The sequence below is a fragment of the Bradyrhizobium sp. CCGUVB14 genome (assembly GCF_024199935.1).
Classification (GTDB): domain Bacteria; phylum Pseudomonadota; class Alphaproteobacteria; order Rhizobiales; family Xanthobacteraceae; genus Bradyrhizobium.
In genome coordinates, this window is sequence record NZ_JANADS010000001.1 from 6,894,623 (window position 1) to 6,913,092 (window position 18,470).

16 protein-coding genes and 2 pseudogenes are annotated in these 18,470 nt (G+C 62.1%); 6 read left to right on the forward strand and 12 right to left on the reverse strand.

Features of this window, described 5'->3' with window-relative positions; all coding sequences use genetic code 11:
- Positions 1 to 13: 13 nt before the first annotated feature.
- From NLM32_RS32360 to NLM32_RS32370, 3 genes are all read right to left on the reverse strand, one after another.
- The gene (locus NLM32_RS32360) at positions 14 to 1,213 is read right to left on the reverse strand and encodes an alanine--glyoxylate aminotransferase family protein (RefSeq protein ID WP_254132777.1); all 1,200 of its coding nucleotides are present in this window, start codon (positions 1,211 to 1,213) and stop codon (positions 14 to 16) included.
- Positions 1,214 to 1,328: 115 nt separating this feature from the next.
- A complete protein-coding gene (locus NLM32_RS32365) occupies positions 1,329 to 2,612 on the reverse strand; it encodes an MFS transporter (RefSeq protein ID WP_254132778.1) in 1,284 nt (427 codons plus the stop codon).
- 54 nt (positions 2,613 to 2,666) lie between these two features.
- Positions 2,667 to 3,869, reverse strand: coding sequence for an alanine--glyoxylate aminotransferase family protein (locus NLM32_RS32370; RefSeq protein ID WP_254132779.1), 1,203 nt, complete (start codon positions 3,867 to 3,869; stop codon positions 2,667 to 2,669).
- Between the two features lie 132 nt (positions 3,870 to 4,001).
- Between NLM32_RS32370 and NLM32_RS32375 the strand changes: the two genes are divergently transcribed.
- From NLM32_RS32375 to NLM32_RS32395, 5 genes are all read left to right on the forward strand, one after another.
- Entirely contained in the window at positions 4,002 to 4,739 is a 738-nt protein-coding gene (locus tag NLM32_RS32375; protein ID WP_254132780.1) for a GntR family transcriptional regulator, read from the forward strand.
- Between the two features lie 104 nt (positions 4,740 to 4,843).
- Positions 4,844 to 7,819 carry an FAD-binding and (Fe-S)-binding domain-containing protein gene (locus NLM32_RS32380; protein ID WP_254132781.1) on the forward strand — a complete coding sequence of 992 codons (2,976 nt, stop codon included), beginning with the start codon at positions 4,844 to 4,846 and terminating at the stop codon, positions 7,817 to 7,819.
- Positions 7,812 to 8,240: a heme-binding protein gene (locus NLM32_RS32385; protein ID WP_254132782.1), complete on the forward strand. Its 429-nt coding sequence runs from the start codon at positions 7,812 to 7,814 to the stop codon at positions 8,238 to 8,240. Before NLM32_RS32380 ends, NLM32_RS32385 begins: the two co-directional genes overlap by 8 nt.
- Before the next feature lie 60 nt (positions 8,241 to 8,300).
- A complete protein-coding gene (locus NLM32_RS32390) occupies positions 8,301 to 8,420 on the forward strand; it encodes a short-chain fatty acyl-CoA regulator family protein (RefSeq protein ID WP_254135473.1) in 120 nt (39 codons plus the stop codon).
- Between the two features lie 473 nt (positions 8,421 to 8,893).
- A complete protein-coding gene (locus NLM32_RS32395) occupies positions 8,894 to 9,517 on the forward strand; it encodes a MarR family winged helix-turn-helix transcriptional regulator (protein ID WP_254132783.1) in 624 nt (207 codons plus the stop codon).
- 76 nt (positions 9,518 to 9,593) lie between these two features.
- On the opposite strand, the gene NLM32_RS32400 is transcribed toward NLM32_RS32395, so the two are convergent.
- The 6 genes from NLM32_RS32400 to NLM32_RS32425 form a co-directional block, all read right to left on the reverse strand.
- Positions 9,594 to 10,766, reverse strand: a complete 1,173-nt coding sequence (locus NLM32_RS32400) for an MFS transporter (protein ID WP_254132784.1) — start codon at positions 10,764 to 10,766, stop codon at positions 9,594 to 9,596.
- Positions 10,767 to 10,966: 200 nt separating this feature from the next.
- Positions 10,967 to 11,758, reverse strand: coding sequence for a 2-keto-4-pentenoate hydratase (locus NLM32_RS32405; RefSeq protein WP_254132785.1), 792 nt, complete (start codon positions 11,756 to 11,758; stop codon positions 10,967 to 10,969).
- 5 nt (positions 11,759 to 11,763) lie between these two features.
- Positions 11,764 to 12,564 carry an HpcH/HpaI aldolase/citrate lyase family protein gene (locus tag NLM32_RS32410; protein ID WP_254135474.1) on the reverse strand — a complete coding sequence of 267 codons (801 nt, stop codon included), beginning with the start codon at positions 12,562 to 12,564 and terminating at the stop codon, positions 11,764 to 11,766.
- Positions 12,561 to 13,430 carry a fumarylacetoacetate hydrolase family protein gene (locus tag NLM32_RS32415; RefSeq protein WP_254132786.1) on the reverse strand — a complete coding sequence of 290 codons (870 nt, stop codon included), beginning with the start codon at positions 13,428 to 13,430 and terminating at the stop codon, positions 12,561 to 12,563. The genes NLM32_RS32410 and NLM32_RS32415 overlap by 4 nt, the downstream gene beginning before the upstream one ends.
- Positions 13,427 to 14,335 (reverse strand): hypothetical protein, encoded by a 909-nt coding sequence (locus NLM32_RS32420; RefSeq protein WP_254132787.1) that lies wholly within the window; start codon positions 14,333 to 14,335, stop codon positions 13,427 to 13,429. The genes NLM32_RS32415 and NLM32_RS32420 overlap by 4 nt, the downstream gene beginning before the upstream one ends.
- A gap of 37 nt (positions 14,336 to 14,372) precedes the next feature.
- On the reverse strand, positions 14,373 to 15,851 hold the full coding sequence (locus NLM32_RS32425) for an aldehyde dehydrogenase family protein (protein ID WP_254132788.1): 1,479 nt from the start codon (positions 15,849 to 15,851) through the stop codon (positions 14,373 to 14,375).
- Between the two features lie 594 nt (positions 15,852 to 16,445).
- Between NLM32_RS32425 and NLM32_RS32430 the strand changes: the two genes are divergently transcribed.
- Positions 16,446 to 17,405: a LysR family transcriptional regulator gene (locus NLM32_RS32430; protein ID WP_254132789.1), complete on the forward strand. Its 960-nt coding sequence runs from the start codon at positions 16,446 to 16,448 to the stop codon at positions 17,403 to 17,405.
- Here the strand turns inward: NLM32_RS32430 and NLM32_RS32435 are convergent.
- The 3 genes and pseudogenes from NLM32_RS32435 to NLM32_RS32445 form a co-directional block, all read right to left on the reverse strand.
- Positions 17,378 to 17,620: a DUF2274 domain-containing protein gene (locus tag NLM32_RS32435; RefSeq protein ID WP_254132790.1), complete on the reverse strand. Its 243-nt coding sequence runs from the start codon at positions 17,618 to 17,620 to the stop codon at positions 17,378 to 17,380. The genes NLM32_RS32430 and NLM32_RS32435 overlap by 28 nt on opposite strands.
- Positions 17,621 to 17,625: 5 nt before the next feature.
- Positions 17,626 to 18,060 (reverse strand): annotated as a pseudogene (locus NLM32_RS32440) (TrbI/VirB10 family protein); the annotation flags it as partial.
- Positions 18,045 to 18,248: pseudogene (locus NLM32_RS32445) on the reverse strand (ArdC-like ssDNA-binding domain-containing protein); the annotation flags it as partial. The pseudogenes NLM32_RS32440 and NLM32_RS32445, both read right to left, overlap by 16 nt.
- Between the last annotated feature and the right edge of the window lie 222 nt (positions 18,249 to 18,470).

The window sequence follows — 18,470 nt, forward strand, 5'->3', positions numbered from 1 at the left end:
CTTCCAAGTTCGTTCAGGCCACCTGAGCCTTGGCCATCGGCACCGCGTCGCGTCCCTTCAGGACGTCCATGGCCGCCAGCACGCCACCGCTCCGGTGCGGAATCTTTGCAAGATCCAGGCCCATCTCGACGCCGGCGAGCGTGCCCATCAGCATCAGATCGTTGAAATGACCGATATGGCCGATACGGAACACCTTGCCCTTGACCTTGTTCAGGCCGGTCCCGAGCGACATGTCGAAGTTTTCCAGCACCACCTTGCGGAAGGCGTCGGCATCGTGCCCGTCGGGCACGCGCACGCCGGTCAGCGCCGGCGAATGCGCGGCCGGATCGACGCACTGCGTCTCCAGGCCCCAGACCTTGGCCGCAGCGCGGGTCGCCGCGCTATGGCGCTTGTGGCGGGACCAGACGTTCTCGAGGCCTTCTTCCTCAATCATCTTCACCGCTTCACGCAGGCCGTAGAGCAGATTGGTTGCGGGCGTGTAGGGGAAGGTGCCGAGCTTGTTGAAGCTGATCACTTCCTGCCAGTCCCAATAGGAGCGCATGCCGGGATTGGCTTTGGCGACGTTGAGCGCCTTCTCCGAGACGGCGTTGAAGCTGAGACCCGGCGGCAGCATCAGGCCCTTCTGCGAGCCGGCGACCGAGACGTCGACGCCCCAGGCGTCGTGCTCATATTCCATCGAGCCGAGGCCCGAGATGGTGTCGACCATCAACAGCGCCGGATGCTTGACGCGGTCGAGCAGCTTGCGCACGTCGAGCGGCGGCGTCACGCAGCCGGTCGAGGTCTCGTTGTGGACGACGCAGACCGCCTTGATCGCATGCTGCTTGTCGGCGACGAGGCGCTTCTCGATCTCGACGAGGTCGGCACCATGGCGCCAGTCGCTCGGGATGAAGTCGACGTCGATCTTGAATTTCTCCGCAATGCCGCGCCACAGCACGGCGAACTGGCCGGTCTCGCACATCAGCACCTTGTCGCCGGGGGCGAACACGTTGACCATGGCCGCTTCCCAGGCGCCGGTGCCGGACGAGGGGAAGATGATCACGGGCTGCTTGGTGCGGAATACCCGCTGCATCGAGGCCAGCACCGCGAAACCGAGCTCGGCGAACTCCGGACCGCGATGGTCCAGCGTCGGCATGTCCATCGCCCGCAGCACGCGGTCGGGCACGTTGGTCGGTCCTGGAATCTGGAGAAAATGCCTTCCAGTATGCACGGTCATAGGCGTCCTTCCCGGTCTAGCCTTGTTTTGATGGCCGCCGAATAGCACCATTTGACCGGCTTGTCCCCTCTCCAAAGGGCTGCTCCCATGCATAAGCGGGGCCCCTCCGCCGCCCCTACTCCGCGGCCACCACGTTGCCGGACGGCAGGCGCCCTTCGGCCTCGGTAAACGGCCGTTCCGGGTGCATCAGGAAGGCCGAGACACCGCCGAGCAGCAGCAGCCCCATCGACATCAGGAACGGCAGGTACCAGTTTCCGGTCGCGTCGATCACGAAGCCCGCGACCAGCGGCGAGACGATGGCCGCAAAGGCCGAGCCGGTGTTCATCAGCCCCGACGCGGTCCCCGAATATTTCGGGGCGATGTCCATCGGGATCGACCACATCGGGCCGATCACCAGTTCGGCACAGAAAAACCCGGCCGACAGGCACAGCGCCACGATCGTGATGTCGTGGACAAACAGGATCGGGAACAGCGAGAGCAGCGCTCCCGCAAACCCCGCAACGGTGACGCTGAGCCGCGCCAGGCGGACATTGCCGGTGCGATCGAGGATCTTGTCCGAGATCACGCCGCCGACGCTGTCGCCGATCACGCCGGCGAAGAAGACGCCGGAGGCGAACAGCGCCGAGTTCTTGATGTCGAGATTGTAGTTGTTCTTGAAGAACAGCGGCAGCCAGTTGAGATAGAGCCACAGGCACCAGCCGTAGCAGAAATAGGTCAGCGTCACCGGCCACATCCGCCCCAGCAGCGGGCCCCACGGCACGCGCGGCCGCTCGCCGGTCGGGCGCGGCGGCAGCGCGGCGAGCTCGGCTTCCGTGATGGAGGCATGCTCTTTCGGCTCGTTGCGGAAGTACCAGACCCAGATCACGCCCCAGACCAGGCTGACGAGGCCGAGCACGACGAAGGCGCCGCGCCAGGTCAGCCAGAGGATCAGGAGCGCCACCACCGGCGGCGTCACGGCATTACCGAGCCGGGCAAAGGAATGGGTGAGGCCTTGCGCAAAGCCGCGGCGATTGGCCGGCGTCCAGTATTGCATCGCGCGCGTCGCGGTCGGGAACGTCGCGCCCTCGCCGAAGCCGAGCGCGAAGCGGGCGACGAACAGCGCCGTCAGCCCGTTGACGAAGCCGGTCGAGATGGTCGCGACCGCCCAGATCATGCCGCACCAGAACAGCGTCTGGCGCGGCCCGAACCGATCCCCGACCCAGCCGCCGATCACCTGGAACAGCAGATAGGGATAGGCGAAGGCCGAGAAGACGAGGCCGAGCTGGGTATTCGAGAGCGCAAGCTCCTTCTGGATCTCGCTCGCCGCAGTGCCGATGTTCACCCGGTCGACATAGGTGATGAAATACATCGCGCAGAGCATCGCCAGCACGACATGCGTGGCCTTGAACCGAATTCCCATCTCCACCCCTCCTGATCGCTTTTTATGATTAGCCTTGCCTGTCCCTGCGCAATTCTAGGTGCCGACCACTTTCAGATGCGGCGATGCATTGCCCTGCGGGCGTTGCTCCAGGAGCTTCATCGCGACGTCGACGCCGCCGGAGCGGTGCGGCACGCCGGCAACCGACAGGCCCATCTCCACGCCTGTGAGCGCGCCGAGCAGCGTCAGCGCATTGCATTCGCCGAGATGGCCGATGCGGAAGACCTTTCCGGCGACCTTGGAGAGGCCCGAGCCGAGCGACATGTTGTAATTCTCGAGCACGATCTTGCGGAACTGGTCGGCATCATGTCCCGGCGGCATCAGCACCGCGGTCAGCACCGGTGAGAATTCCGACGGCTCCTGGCAGAGCACTTCGAGGCCCCAATGATTGACGGCGGCGCGCGTTGCGGCCGCGAGCCTCTCGTGTCGTGCGAACACGTTGTCGAGCCCCTCTTCGAGCAGCATCGCGATCGCTTCGCGCAGGCCGTAGAGCAGATTGGTCGCCGGCGTGTAGGGGAAGAAGCCGTTGGCGTTGGGCTTGAGCATCTCCTCCCAGTCGAAATAGGAGCGCGGCATCTTGTTGGTCTTCGCCGCCGCGCGCGCCTTCTCCGAGATCGCATTGAAGCCGAGACCGGGCGGCAGCATAAAACCCTTCTGCGAGCAGCTGACGCTGACGTCGACCTTCCACTCGTCGTGGCGATAGTCGACCGAGCCGAGCGAGGAGATGGTGTCGACCATCAACAGCGCCGGATGCGCCGCGCGGTCGATCGCGGCGCGGATCTCGGCGATGCGACTGGTGGCACCGGTCGAGGTCTCGTTGTGCACGACCATCACGGCCTTGATCGCGCGCGCCTTGTCCTCGGTGAGTTTTGCTTCGACCACAGCCGGGTCGGCGCCGCGACGCCAGTCGCCGGGCACGAAATCGACCTCGATGCCGAAGCGCCCGGCCATCTGCCGCCACAGCGTGGCGAAATGGCCGGTCTCGACCATCAGCACCTTGTCGCCGGGCGAGAGCGTGTTGACGATCGCGGCCTCCCAGGCGCCGGTGCCTGATGAGGGGAAGATGATGACCGGCCCCTTGGTCTGGAAGATCTTCTGGCTGCCTTCGAGCACGGCGCGGCCGAGTGCGCCGAATTCGGCGCTGCGGTGGTCGATGACCGGCATGTCCATGGCGCGCAGGACGCGCTCGGGGACCGGGCTCGGACCCGGAATCTGAAGGAAATGGCGTCCCTGATGCATGAAAACCTCCCTGGCAACGGATTTTGGTCTGCTCGATCGCTATTTTGCATTCATTTTTTGTCATTTCAATCGAAATTTGGTATTCGATTGTGGACGTCGACGCGGTTAATCGAGCAAACTATTGTGCTGCAAATGAAACCCACGATTCCCGACACCGGGGTCCCGATCGCCCCACCCGCCACGAATGGCGGCGACCGCGAGGCGGCCTCGCTCCATGGCGAGATCCTGCTGCGGCTGCGCGACTACGTCGTGGAAGGCAACATTCCCGACGGCGCCCGCGTTCCCGAGCGACAGCTCTGCGAGATGCTCGGCATCTCCCGGACACCCCTGCGCGAAGCGCTGAAGGTGCTCGCGGCCGAGGGCCTGATCGAGCTGCTGCCCAACCGCGGCGCCCGTATCCGCCAGCTCAGCCAGCGCGACCTGGAGGAGCTGTTCGACGTGATGGCCGGACTTGAGAGTCTCGCCGGACGCCTTGCCTGCGAGGCGATTACGGATGAGGAAATCACCGCGATCGAGCAGCTGCATTACGAAATGTACGGCCACTATCTGCATCGCGACATGCACGGCTATTTCCAGGCCAACCAGCGCATCCACGAGAGCATCGTCGCAGCCGCGCGCAACGAGACGCTGAAGACCGCTTACGCCAATTTCGCGGGACGCATCCGCCGCGTCCGCTACTCCGCAAACTTCGCCCGCAAGCGGCAGCGCTGGGCGGAGGCGATGCGCGAGCACGAGGCGATCCTGGACGCCCTGCGCCGGCGCGCCGGCAGCGAGCTCAGCGACATCCTGTTCCAGCACCTGCGCAACAAGCGCGTGGCGGCGATCGAACACCTGGCCGAGCCCGAAGCCGACGCACCGGCAGCGCCTTAACAGGCAGCAGGCTTGCTCATTTTGAATTCATAATATATTCGGTCAGAAACAAGAATGAATTCCCGGCTTAGCCAGCAGCCGCGCGGATCGCTCCAGGACCAGGGATGACAAACGCCTCTTCGCTCGAACGGCGCCTGCGCGCGGACATGACCGGCGACGTCCTGTTCGACGGCTTCAGCCGCGGCCGCTACGCCACCGATGCCTCGTTCTACCAGATCGTGCCATCCGGCGTCGTGGTCCCCAGGACCATGGACGAGGCGCTGCGGGCCCTGGCGATCGCCCGGGACGAGGGCGTGAAGGTCACCCCGCGCGGCGGCGGCACCTCCCAATGCGGCCAGACCGTCAATGACGGCCTCGTGGTCGACCTCTCGAAGCACCTCAACAAGATCCTGTCGCTCGACGTCGCGGGCCGGACCTGCGTGGTCGAGCCCGGCATCGTGCTCGATGACCTCAACCGCCAGCTTAGGAAGCACGGCCTGTGGTTTCCGGTCGACGTCTCCACGGCCTCGCGCGCCACCATCGGGGGCATGGCCGGCAACAATTCCTGCGGCGGCCGCTCGCTGCGCTACGGCACCATGCGCGACAACACCCTGTCGCTGGAGGCTTCGCTCGCCGACGGCACGCTGAGCCGTTTTGGCGAGGTCTCGCGCGATCTCTCCGACCTCGATGCCGGCGACGGCATGCGCGCGCTGTTCCGCGACATGCTCGATCTCGGCGCCCGCGAGGCCGACGAGATCGCGGCGCGCTTTCCCAAGGTGCAGCGCCGCGTCGGTGGCTACAATCTCGATGCGCTGACGCCGCGCAATGCGCGCAACAACATGGCGCATCTCCTGGTCGGCTCGGAAGGCACGCTGGCCTTCACCACCAAGGTCGAGCTGAAGCTGTGGCCCGTCATCCGCAACAAGGCGCTCGGCGTCTGCCATTTCGGCAGCTTCTACGAGGCGATGGATGCGGCCCAGCATCTGGTCAAGCTAAAGCCGATCGCGGTCGAGCTGGTCGACCGCACCATGATCGCGCTCGGCCGCGATATCGCGATGTTCAAGCCGATCATCAATGCCGCGATCAAGGGCGACCCGGACGCCGTGCTGGTCGTCGAGTTCGCCGAGGAAGACCAGGCCGACAATCTGCAACGCCTCAAGCAGCTCGGCGAGCTGATGGGCGATCTCGGCTTCGATTGGAACAACGACACCCGCAAATGGGGTGGCGTCGTCGAGATATCAGAGCCCGCGCTCCAAAGCGGCATCGCCGATTTCCGCGCCGCCGGCCTCAACGTCATGATGTCGATGAAGCAGGAGGGCAAGCCGGTCTCCTTCGTCGAGGATTGCGCCGTGCCGCTGCCGCATCTCGCCGACTACACCCAGCGCCTGAACGAGGTGTTTGCCAGGCACGGCACCAGCGGCACGATGTATGCGCACGCCTCCGAAGGCTGCCTGCATGTGCGCCCCGTGCTGAATCTGAAGCTGGAAAAGGACGTCAAGGCGATGCGCGCCATCGCCGAGGAGGCCTTTGCGCTGGTGCGCGAGTACAAGGGCTCGCATTCCGGCGAGCACGGCGACGGCCTGGTGCGCTCCGAATTCCACGAGACCATGTTCGGCGAACGTCTCGTCGCCGACTTCCACGAGGTGAAGCACCGCTTCGATCCCGACGACGTCCTCAATCCCGGCAAGATCGTCGATGCGCCGAAGATGGACGACCGCTCGCTGTTCCGCTTCAAGCCGGACTATCGCGTCGCAGACCTCAAGACGAAGCTCGATTGGTCGGCTTATCCCGGCGCCGGCGGCGGTTTCCAGGGCGCGGTCGAGATGTGCAACAACAACGGCGCCTGCCGCAAGCTCGAAGGCGGCGTGATGTGCCCGTCCTATCGCGCCACGCGCAACGAGAAGGACGTCACGCGCGGGCGTGCCAACACGCTGCGGCTCGCGATCTCCGGCCAGCTCGGCCCGGATGCGCTGTCCTCCGACGAGATGATGGAGACGCTGAAGCTCTGCGTCTCCTGCAAGGCCTGCCGCCACGAATGCCCGACCGGCGTCGACATGGCCAAGATGAAGATCGAGGTGCTGGCCGCGCGCGCAACCTCCCACGGCCTGACGCTGCGCGACCGCCTGGTCGGCTACCTCCCGCGCTATGCCGGCCTCGCCGCGCGCCTTGCCCCGCTCGCCAATTTGCGTAACCACAGCCCGCTGCTGCGAAAGCTGTTCGAGCGCTTTGCCGGCATCAGCGCGCGCCGCGCCCTCCCCGCCTTCCGCAGCGACGTCTTCGTGCCGCCGGCAGAAGCGGTCGGCCCGGCGGACGGCCGCGAGGTCGTGCTGTTCGCCGACACCTTCAATCGTATCTACGAACGCGAGAACCTCGACGCCGCGCTGCGCGTGCTGACGGCCGGTGGCTATCGCGTGCATCTGCCGAAACCTGCGAGCGGCAGTCGTCCGCTGTGCTGCGGTCGCACCTTCCTGTCCGCCGGTCTCGTCGACGAAGCCAGGTCCGAGCTCGATCGTCTCGTCGCCGCCTTCGCGCCCTTTGCCGCGCGCGGCGTGCCGATCATCGGCCTCGAGCCGAGCTGCCTCCTGACGCTCCGCGACGAGCTCTCTTCGCTGCGCAAGGACGATGACGCCAAGGCCGTCGGCGCGCATGCCCTGACCTTCGAGGAATTCCTGGTGCGCGAGGCCGAGGCCGGCCGGCTGCAACTGCCGCTCGGCACCGTCGCCGACAAGGCAGTCGTCCACGGCCATTGCCACCAAAAATCCTTCGGCGCGTTCAAGCCGGTCGAGCAGGTGCTGCGGCTCGTCCCAGGCCTTGAGGTCAAGACCATCGAGTCGAGCTGCTGCGGCATGGCGGGCGCGTTTGGTTACGGCGCCGACACCTATGATGCCTCGATCGAGATGGCCGAGCTGTCGCTGCTGCCCGCCGTGCGGACGGCCGATCAGGCCACGCTGGTCGTCGCCGACGGCACCTCCTGCCGTCACCAGATCCACGACGGCGCGCAGCGCGAGGCGCTGCACGTCGCCCGCGTGCTGGCGATGAGCCTCGACCGCGCCACAACCAATTCCACTTCAACCGCTGTAAAGGAACCCAGCCATGGCTGATCTTACGCTCGACACCGCCCGCAAAATCCTCGACGCCGCATTCGCGAAGGCGACCGAGCTGAAGCTCAAGCCGCTCGTCGTCACCGTCCTCGACGCCCGCGGCGTGCTCAAGATCGCCGCCGCGCAGGACGGCACCAGCCTGATGCGCGCCGAGATCGCCCACGGCAAGGCCTATGGCGCACTCGCCATGGGCCTGGGCTCGCGCGCGCTGTTTCAGCGGGCGCAGGAGCAGCCCTATTTCATCGACGCCGTGAACACCATCGCCAAGGGCGCGCTGGTGCCGGTCCCCGGCGGCGTGCTGATCATGGACGGCGCGACACTGCTCGGCGCCGTCGGCATCTCCGGCGACACGTCGGACAATGATGAGGCCTGTGCGGTGGCGGGCATTCAGGCCGCGGGGTTTAAGGCAAACGCGGGGTAGCCTTGTCGATGCGATCTGAACGCTGCGATTTTTTAGATCGAGAGATTGCTTCACCGCGGGATGTCGGGGGTACGAGTCCCTGGACGTTCGGATTGTTCGCAGCGCGCAGTACCTCCATTGAAAAGCAGGCTGACGGTCCACCGCAATCGGCGAAACGTTCTGCCGTATGAAATTTCCTGAGTATCGGCCTGCTAGTCGAGACAAGGATGCGTTTGAATCTTGGGTCTTAATAGACTGCTGCCATTGTGAGGAGAGCCAGCGTCGCGGCCGGTGGCCGCAGCGGGCCGAGTCTGACTGTCGACGGCGACGTCGTGTGCGGCGTACTAGGATCGCAATCGGGTTGCTGCAGAGCCAGCCACCACCCGGGTATCTATCCAGTGGCGAAGCAGTCCTCTACCCGCCCGCGAGCGGCCAGATCATTTCGCTAGGATCCCTTGGATACCGTGACGGCGCAGCACTCTAATCGTCCCGTTCTCATCTGGATTCACCCTTTCGGGGAATTGCGATTTGGAATCGCCCGGCGAAGAACCAGGTCCGTCTCGGGAAAGGAATGCGATCGGGATTTGCATCAGCGCCTGGTGAAAGACCTGCAATGGCACTTAGGTCCCTTAAGAATCTGGAATATAGGAGTTAGACCAGGTATAGGAAGACACATGAGCAAGAAGCTATCACCCACCACCTCGGAGGGCGTCTCAAGCTCCGACGACTTCGACAAGAGCATTGGCTATTTGATTGTTGATACCGCCCGTTTCGTAAAACGGTCATTGCATATCCGGATCGGCCAACACGGCGTGCGGGGCGCACACTGGCAGTTCCTGCACTCGCTCTGGCAAGGAGACGGCATTACACAGCGCGAGCTCAGCAGTCGTCTTGGATTGATGGAGCCTTCCGTTCTGGAGATGCTTCGGTCCATGGAGCACGAGGGTCTGGTCCGGCGTGAACGGGACGAGGTCGATAAACGCAAGATCCGGGTTTATCTTACCGATACCGCCAAACGGCTCAAAATAAAGCTTATGAGGGTCGCGGAGACCAATGGAGAGCTGATGACCCGGCAGATTCCTCCAGCCGACGAGGCCAAGTTGAGGCAACTGCTGCAGACCATCCGCCAGACGCTGGCGGATGACGTAGATGCACTTGTGGCCGGCCAACAATCAGCCAAAGCGCTGGCGCTGACCAGCGTCCGGAAGCCGGAGACCGCACTCCCGAGAACTAGAAAGCGGGCCGCGCGCAACCACGACACACCGCGCAAGAAGGACGCCTCAAAGGCGTCCAACTGATGGCTGGTCTTGTTCCTACCCCCAGCACAATAAGCTGCATTGTTATCCCATGACGCGCGTTCCTCTCCAGCCGGAACTATTCCGCTGGCGCAACCAAGAGCGCACGTGCTCCGGTGGTGACGTGCCAAGCGATGGCGACGCACAAGCCGTAGACCGCCGCAGACAACAACCCAACCGCCCGGAAATTGCCATGACCGACGACAACCGCTCCGGCGAAAGGACCAACGCCGGCGCCGACAAAAATTGCGGTATTGGCCAGTCCGGCCAGCCGACCCGACGGATCAAGATCCGTGCTCAGTGCGAACATATAGTTCAGGCCAAAGAACCGAACCGCCATCAACAACGCAACGCCGCAGGCAAACACCAGCCCGCTCTCGCCATAGACGATCAGGAGAGCGGCAATGATCGCCCCCGTGAAGGCAATCAGTTGCGCCGTCGATTGCTTAAGCCGACTGCCAACGAGGCCCGCCATCGCAGCCCCCAATATGCCAAGCAAAGTACCGCCGCCTAGAATTGCACCGATTTCATTATGTGACAAACCAAGATCGTTGCCGATTCGCTCCTGATAGATCCACAGCATTGTATGACCGCCGAATAACAGCGCAAATAACAGCAGCAGAAGGACAGCATGCTTGCCAAGCCCGGCGGGATTGGTGGCGGTCGCAGCCAGCGGCAGATCGCCGATGTCCGCCGGACCGCGTGGAATAGCCCGAAGCAGCGGCAACGCCAGCACCGCCATCACCGCAAACAACTCGAAGATCGTTGCGACCCCACCGACTGCGATCATGCTGGAGGTAAGTCCGATAGCGAGACCGCCTCCCAAAAGCAGCACGATGTTGATCGCGGCAAACGCACGGCTCTTGTTGGTACGAAGTGCCGCAGTTGCATACACCACGGCTTGAATCGCGCCTCCGGCCACGCCGGCGGCGAAGCGGGCAACGACCAGCCAGATGAACGCTGTGATCCAAGCACACGCAATGCTTGCGGCAAAGAGGAGCAGAACGGCGGCGAGGCAGAGAACCCGCCGGTCCAATCGGCTCATTGAAAGCGCGGCAACGCAACAGCCGATAGCGGTAGCTACGAGTTCGATGCCAAACAAAATTCCGACTTTTGGCAATGAAATACCGAGATGATCAACCAGGGCGCCCCCGATCAGTGGTTGCAGCTGCAAAGTTCCGAGGCTGCACAGCATCAGCCAGGACAAGACGCCAAGCGTGGCGATCCCATCAACCGAGCTTTTCTTCGCCATGTCTGCCTCCCTCTTCGTCGGGCGTAATGATTGGCGCGGTAACGACTAGCGCCGATCCCCGAAGCTCATTTTGAGATTTTGTCGGCCGCCATGAGTCTCCATTGGAGGCCCGCGCATGCGCATGCAGGCACAGGCCATATCCCTTGGCCAGACTTGTTCAGGCGCCCGAAGACGCCTTGCTCCACCGCGCGGAACGTGCGCTACACGAAATCGACTGCGACGTCGCCCAGACCACTGCTGAACCGCGCCACGATTTGGTCGCCTGACTTGACGGGCGCCGCGCGCACGAACGAGCCTGACAAGATGAGCTGACCCGGTTCAAAACTGACACCAAACACGCTGAGTTTGTTGGCAAGCCAAGCGACTGACGAAACCGGACTTCCCAGCACGGCTGACGATATGCCCTTCTCGATAACCTCGCCGTTGCGAACGAGCTCCCCACTGATATCGCGAGCATCGATCTGGTCCAGCCGGCGCGGATTGCTGCCGACAATAACACCGCCGACAGCCGCAAGGTCTGCAACCGTATCGATAAAACTCAGCCCCTGGCTGCGATTGATGCGAAAATCGACCAGCTCAATCGCCGGCAGGACAAAGTCGGTGGCACGAATGACGTCGACCGCGGTCACGTTCGGCCCCTCGAGAGCTTCCTTCATCACGAAAGCGATCTCGATCTCGACCATAGGATCGAAGTAATCGGAGGCACGGACTTCCGAGGCCTCCGCGATATGCATGTAGTCCAGCATCGCGCTGAAGTCCGGCTCTGTCGTTCCAGACAATTGTTGCATCGCTTTCGACGTCAACCCGACCTTGTACCCGGTCAATCTGGCACCAGCGTCGAGCATCTTGTCGACGAAGCATTGCTGGATCGCGTAAGCATCCTCAATGTCGATGACAGGATACGTCTTGGTGAGTGGCAGGATCTGCTGCCGCGTATCATAGACGTTGGCGATCTCCTCGGAGATCGATTGGCGCGTTCGCTCGTTGAGCATGGTACCTAATTCCTTGATGTGACAGCCGCTCCAAGCTGCGATTTCACAGTGTCGAGATCATCCGCCATAGCCCGGCTCAAGGCTTGAACGTCCATAGTGACGGAGATCATGTCGAAACCTTGCGTCACGCGGCGTGGCGCCACCATGCGACTAGAAAGGATGCCGGCCTTCAGATTGTGCGTCCGACAACTGTGCAGCACAGTGTCGATAGCATCGTCGAACAGCGCAGCTCCGTCATTGTCGCCCGGCTCCAGGCCGAGACTCAGCGACAAATCGAACGGACCGAGAAACAGCGCATCGATGCCGGGAACGGCGGCGATTTGATCGACGTTGCGAAGCGCTGCAACGGTTTCGATCATGACGATGATCGCAACCTCGTCGTTCGTCCGCCCCAGGTAGCTCGGCCCATCCCGCCAACCGATACCGACGGGACCGAAGCTGCGGCTGCCGCCTGGCGCATAGCGCGCTGCAGCCACGACCGCGCGAGCGTCATCCGCGGAATTCACCATTGGCACGATCACACTCATCGCACCGGCATCGAGCACTTTGCCGATGATGCCCGGATCATTCCACGGCACGCGGACGACGGGTGCGGCCTCGCCGAGTTCGAGTGCCTGAAGCGTCTGCGCCACGTCACGATAGTCAATCAGTCCATGTTGGGCGTCGACGCACAAGAAGTCAAAGTCAAGCGAGGCCACGGCTTCGGCCGCAAACCTGTCCGGAAGCATGCACCAGGCTCCCAAAAGCGGACGACCCGAGCGCGCCCAGCGCAAGCGAAGTGATCGGAGATGGGCAGGCTTCTTCATCGCCAACCTACACTTCCAGCTGCATCAGACGGAACGAAGTCGCCACCAAGCGCGATCATCCGCACAGCTTCGGTATCGGTCGGCTGATGACCGATCCTGTGCCGCGCCGCGGGGATTTCGGCCACCGTATTGGTCAGTCGCCCGACTTCGGACACTTCCACCTCCACGAGATCGCCGATATTCATCGGCCGAGAGTTGGCGGGCGTGCCGGTGAGCAAGATATCGCCAGGCACGAACGTCATGTAGCGGCTGAGGTCGGCCACCATGAATCCCATGGAAAACACGAACTCGTCCACCGCGCCTTCCTGTACCAACTTGCCGTTGATGTAGGTGCGCAGCACCTGTTTGCGGATATCGACGCCCGACACCATGCCCGGGCCGATCGGACAAAATCCATCCTGCCCCTTGACCCGTAACATCGATCCGCGGTCGATATCGCGGAAGTCCTGCAAGCCAATATCGTTGGCGGGCGCGAAGCCGTCGATCACATCCCAGATCTCGCTCGGCTCAAGCCCCTTGACCACCTTGCCGAATTGAATCGCGATCTCGCCTTCATAGTTGATATATTGGCAATCGGCGGGGCGATAGATTGTCCCGCGATGGCTGTTCAACGTGGTCGTCGGCTTCTGGAAGTAGCTCGGATTTGTCGCCACATCCTTGAATTCTGCAAATCGCGATCTTGAATTGACGTGCACACAGATGATCTTGCCCGGATCACAGGGTGGAAGATAATTTGCCTCCACTTCCCTAATCCGCCGTCCGTCGGGGAATACCAGTTCGTCACCTTCCGGGTACACCCATTGCGCGAAACCACCATAGAGCACCCTGCGCACCTCGCTGCGCGGACCGTCGAGAACCGAAATCATTGGACCCCCGCAACATCGAACCAGACGTGAATGTTGCCGGTACCGACATGATTTTCGTACCGGGACATCGGACGGCCAGCGCCCTTGAAGTCCGCGCCGCCCAACGCGCCAAGCATGATCAGATAGTGGCCGAACCAGGCTTCCGGGAAGAATCTCATGTAGTCGTGGTAGCGTTCGAGCACGTCGGCGTGACGCCCGTCTTTCCACAGCTCCAGCACTCGCATGTCGTACTCATAAGCGTCCGTCGACGAGATCCCCTGTGCCTGGTACGACAGGCTGATCGGCGAGACAATCTCGTCGAATGAATGGAAACGATGGCTCATTGCGCCGGAGCCAAGGATCGCAACCCGGCAGTCGACCTGATCGATCGCTTCGCGAATGGTCGCGCCGAACTCCATGAAATTCTGTGGTTTTGCGGTCTGGCACACGCTCACTGTCAGAACTTTTTCATCATCACGTCGAAGATGCGCAACGACATTGATCGTGGAATAATGGTGCGGCAGATGCTCGTCGGTCACGTTCACGATTTGCGGCCGATTGCCGATCGAGTGAAAATTACCCCTCCTCGCACCAGCCCTCGCGCAGGCAGCACCTAGCTCGGCGGCGCCTGGGTAGTCGTACGCGACCCCATTGATGAGGTGCGGCAGTTCTTCCGCGGTCAGAATGCCGTGATGGCGAGCGGCGCCCGCCACCACGTGCTCACTGGTGGTGAACCAGTGACTATCGACGATCACGAAGACATCCGGCTTCACTTCGTCAAGCCTCATCCTGATACGCTCGAACCCCTCCACAAGATCCGTATCCTCTCCGTCAGGCGATATTCGCAAGTTCGTGGGCAAGGCCAATGGCGGCACATGCGAAACCAAAGCAGCGGCAACAATTTTTCCCATTTCACCCTCGCGCATTTCCCAACCCCCGACCCCGAGCCATCTTTTCTAATCGTTACTGCAGCCGCGTCAGCGTACTCGACGCCCCTCGTTGAAACGAAACGTAGTCGATTGAGAGATTCTTGACGTTGCAGTAGAAGTCGAAGCTATGATTGCCACCTTCGACACCGACGCCTGACTTCCGGAAGCCGCCAAACGGCGCCGCCAGGTTTCGGACGAAGAAGGAGTTGACCCACACCGTTCCTGCGACGATCGCTCTTCCAGCCCGCTCCGCCTGCGCCGCATCGCCAGTGAAAATCACCGCCGCAAGCCCATAGGTCGTGTCGTTGGCGAGAGCGATCGCCTCTGCTTCCTCGTCGAAGGTCTGCCAGGTCAGCACGGGGCCGAACACCTCGTTCTGCACGATTTCAGATTCCTGACTCACCGGCGCGATCAATGTCGGTTCGAAATAGAGCTCGCCAGCGGAATGCTGTCGACCGCCGAACAGGACCTCGGCGCCCTGCGCCCGCGCGCGATCGACGAACCCCGTCACGCGCTCAAACTGTCGCGCGGAGATGAGTGGGCCGATCGACGTCCTCTCGTCGCGGGGGTCACCGACGCGCATCGCGCCGACCTTCTCGCAAATCTTCTCAAGCAGCGGCCCGGCAATCGAACGCTCCGCCAGAATCCGCGTTGCGGCCAGGCAAACCTGCCCGGCGTTGAAATATTGCCTGGCAGCCGTCGCCGCCGCAGCGTCGAGATCCGCGGAAGCAAATACGACAAAGGGCGACTTGCCGCCCAGTTCGAGGCTAACCGGCACCAGATTGGCGGCGGCAGCGGTGGCGACTTTGCGTCCCGTCTGCGGAGATCCAGTGAAGCTGATGCGCGAAATACCCGGATGGTCGGCAAGCGCCTGGCCGGTCACGGAACCATCGCCGTGCACCACATTGAATACGCCCGGCGGCACTCCCGCTTCCTCTGCCAGGCTCGCCAGCAGACTGCACGACAATGGTGCAAGCTCCGGCGGCTTCAGCACGACTGTGTTGCCGGCCGCAAGCGCGGGGCCGAGCTTCCAGGTGCTCAGCATCAACGGCCCGTTCCAGGGCGTGATCAGGGCTGCAACGCCTGCCGGCTCATAGGAAACTACGTCGGTATTCGTGCTACCCGACACAGCTTCCCCACCGATGTGCTCAGCCCGAGCTGCGAAGTACTCAATATTCTGCGCGCTGCGCTCGACGATGTGGGCAGCAATGGCATGACGCAATCCACCGTTGTCGACGGATTCAACGATTGATAGCGCGGCTTTGTTTGCACGGATTCGCTGCGCAAAGCGGCGTAGCACGGCACCTCGCGCTACTGCGCCCGCTTGAGCCCAGGGATGAAACGCGACCCCGGCCGCCCCCACCGCGCGATCGACCAAATCCTTATTGGCCGCAGCGCATGTTCCAAGGACCGAATTGTCGATCGGCGTCCGCACCTCGAAGCCGGCCGATCCAGCAACCCGCTTGCCGTCGATGTAGTGGTCGATGGGTACATCTACAGTTTCGACCTTCATCGCATCCCTCCAATCGCACTCTCCTGCCGGACGCCCGACCTTACGCACCACGCGCATTCCGCAAATCCAAATCCTTTGGTACCTAAGTATTAAGTGACAAGGCCAGCTTTGTCAAATGCTCTTCAGGCCTCGCGCATCGTTGATTCTTCCGGTCATCGGAACTGGCCGAGATCGACAGGCCTCTCATCTCAGACGCAAGTAGAGGACCAGCAGGATCAATGCCCAAAGCGCAAGACCAATTGGAAGACCAATCAGCAGGCCACGAAAGAACCTCATGACAAAGCGTCGGCAGCAGTTTGTGCACGAATACACGTGCGATTCGACAGCGATACTTCACAAATGTCACGCGCACCGTCGCAGAGCGCGCGGACAGTATCTTCTCCCGAGAAAGCACCGCGAATATCGGTTCCACGCCCTCGTTCAGAATATCGCCATCGACGATCGGGTGTCCGATCGTAGTCTCCGGGCGCTAACGCCAAATCCAGCCTCGTCACGTCGCCTCTCTTCAGAAATAATTAGTCACCTAAGTATATCTCTAAGCTAAAGCGGCTGCAATCGAGCGTCCTACGCGGACGTGCACGCGAGGCACCCAGTATGTCCAATCATGGCAAAAGCGAACGAAAGCCCGATATCGCACGTGCAGCAGCTGTCGATCTGCAACACCTTAGATTCGCGGTCACTGCCGCCGACAGCGGAAGCCTTCGACGTGCGGCCGACCTACTTTGTGTGAGACATTCTGCGCTGAGCCGATCCATCAGCCAGCTGGAACGCCATATTGGGGCGTCGCTATTCGAGCGTTCAACTGCGGGGGTGAAAGCGACGCTCGCCGGAAGGAGCGTCCTGCGAATTGCCCGAACAATCCTCGATCAGGTCGAAACGCTTATCGCGACCGGCTCGGCCAACGGTCGGGGGGAGGCCGGCCATATCTCAATCGGCCTCTGCACGTCGATATCAGCAGGAAATTTGCGGGCGACGTTACTCGAATTCAGGAAACGGTTCCCGCAGGTCGAACTCACAGCCGTTCAGGGGCAGCGGACCCATCTAATGAACGAGCTTAGGAGTGGGACACTCGATGTATTGGTTATCACCGGCGAGGCGCGATCATCAGGCAACAAAAGCGTCAAGCTATGGAGCGAGCGGATTCTTCTGTCCCTGCCCGAGCATCATCCTTTGGCGGCCCGCGATGTGATCTACTGGACCGATCTGCGTGATGAAACTCTTCTTTTGAGCCATCACGACCCTGGCCGAGATCTCGAGAAGCTGATCTTTTCCAAACTCCTGACTTCGGATGATCGGCCCAGGATCGACCGGCACGACGCGAACCAAGGCATCATTAAAAGTCTGATCAGCATAGGACTTGGAATCAGTCTGAGCATGGAGTCCGACCTGGGCGCTAGCTTCGCTGGCGTTGTTTATCGAGAGTTACGTGACGGAACAGGCGCGAGCCGAATAGACTTCTCGGCACATTGGCGGAGGGACAGCGAGAATCCGGTGCTGAATCAATTTCTGAAGCTTCTTGGTGAACGCTACCCCTTGCCAGCCTCAGGCGATTGATCTGCGCGCTTGAGCTTGGCAAATCCCCGATCCGTGGCCATGAAGCGCGCCAGCATGGGCGCAATAAGCCTACCTGGATCGCCGATGGGCTGGCCAGATTCATTTGCGAGGGCATGCGCGTAGGCGACGAGATCGCGATGCACAGCGGCCGGCAGGTCAACGGTGATCTTGACAGGCTTGTCATCTGGAAGGGCTGGAATCTTGAGCTTCGCCATGCCCTCTATCCCCCATACGGCGCCAGCACTAGATCCCGATTCACAAGCACCCGTACCGGGAAGCCTGGCCTGATCGTCAGCGTTGGCTGAATGTTGAGGTTGCGTCGAACGATCTGCTGGCCAGTCTGGTTCAGCGAATTCGCCGCACTGAGCCTCAGCGCCTGAATAATGTCGGTGTTATTTCCGCCATCAGCGCCAGATCCGAGTTCCGCGCCCACGCCGAGTAATGTGGACAGTGCGGCAGCGCCCAACAGCTCTTTCCAGTGATTGTCGACTTCGTCCTCAAGGCCCGAATACCCGCCAACATCTGCGCCCGGTTGCCGCTCAAGGACGATCGAGTGGCCATTTGGCATGATCAGGCGCGTCCAGACCATCAGAACACGCGACTGCCCAAAGGCGACCTGGCTATCATAGGTGCCAATCAGACGCGCGCCTTGAGGCCGCTGTATTGACGGCCGGTCGCGGCGCTTTTCGGCATGGCCAAAGTCGGATTCGCCGCCGCGGTGCCCCAAGGCTGCACCCACGGCACTCGACCGGCCTCAAGTTCACCGATGATCTTGCTGGTGATTTCGTCATAAAGGCTTGCCCGGTCCTCACCGGTGCGCGCTCGAGGAGAATGTCTGGACATCGCGGATCTCCGCGACGGGCGCTGCAAGCCTCTCTCGCAGCCTGTAACCCGTCACGGCAAAACCCCGGGCAGCACTCTCACTCTCAGCCTGCTACGCGAGGAAACGATGGCGCGTGACTCACAGGCTCGGTTTGGCCCACGCGGCACGCATGATTGAGGGCGCGACCTCTGCGAGGCGGCCCGCCTTCCGTCTCATTCTTCTTGGACTTGACCTTGAGGTGC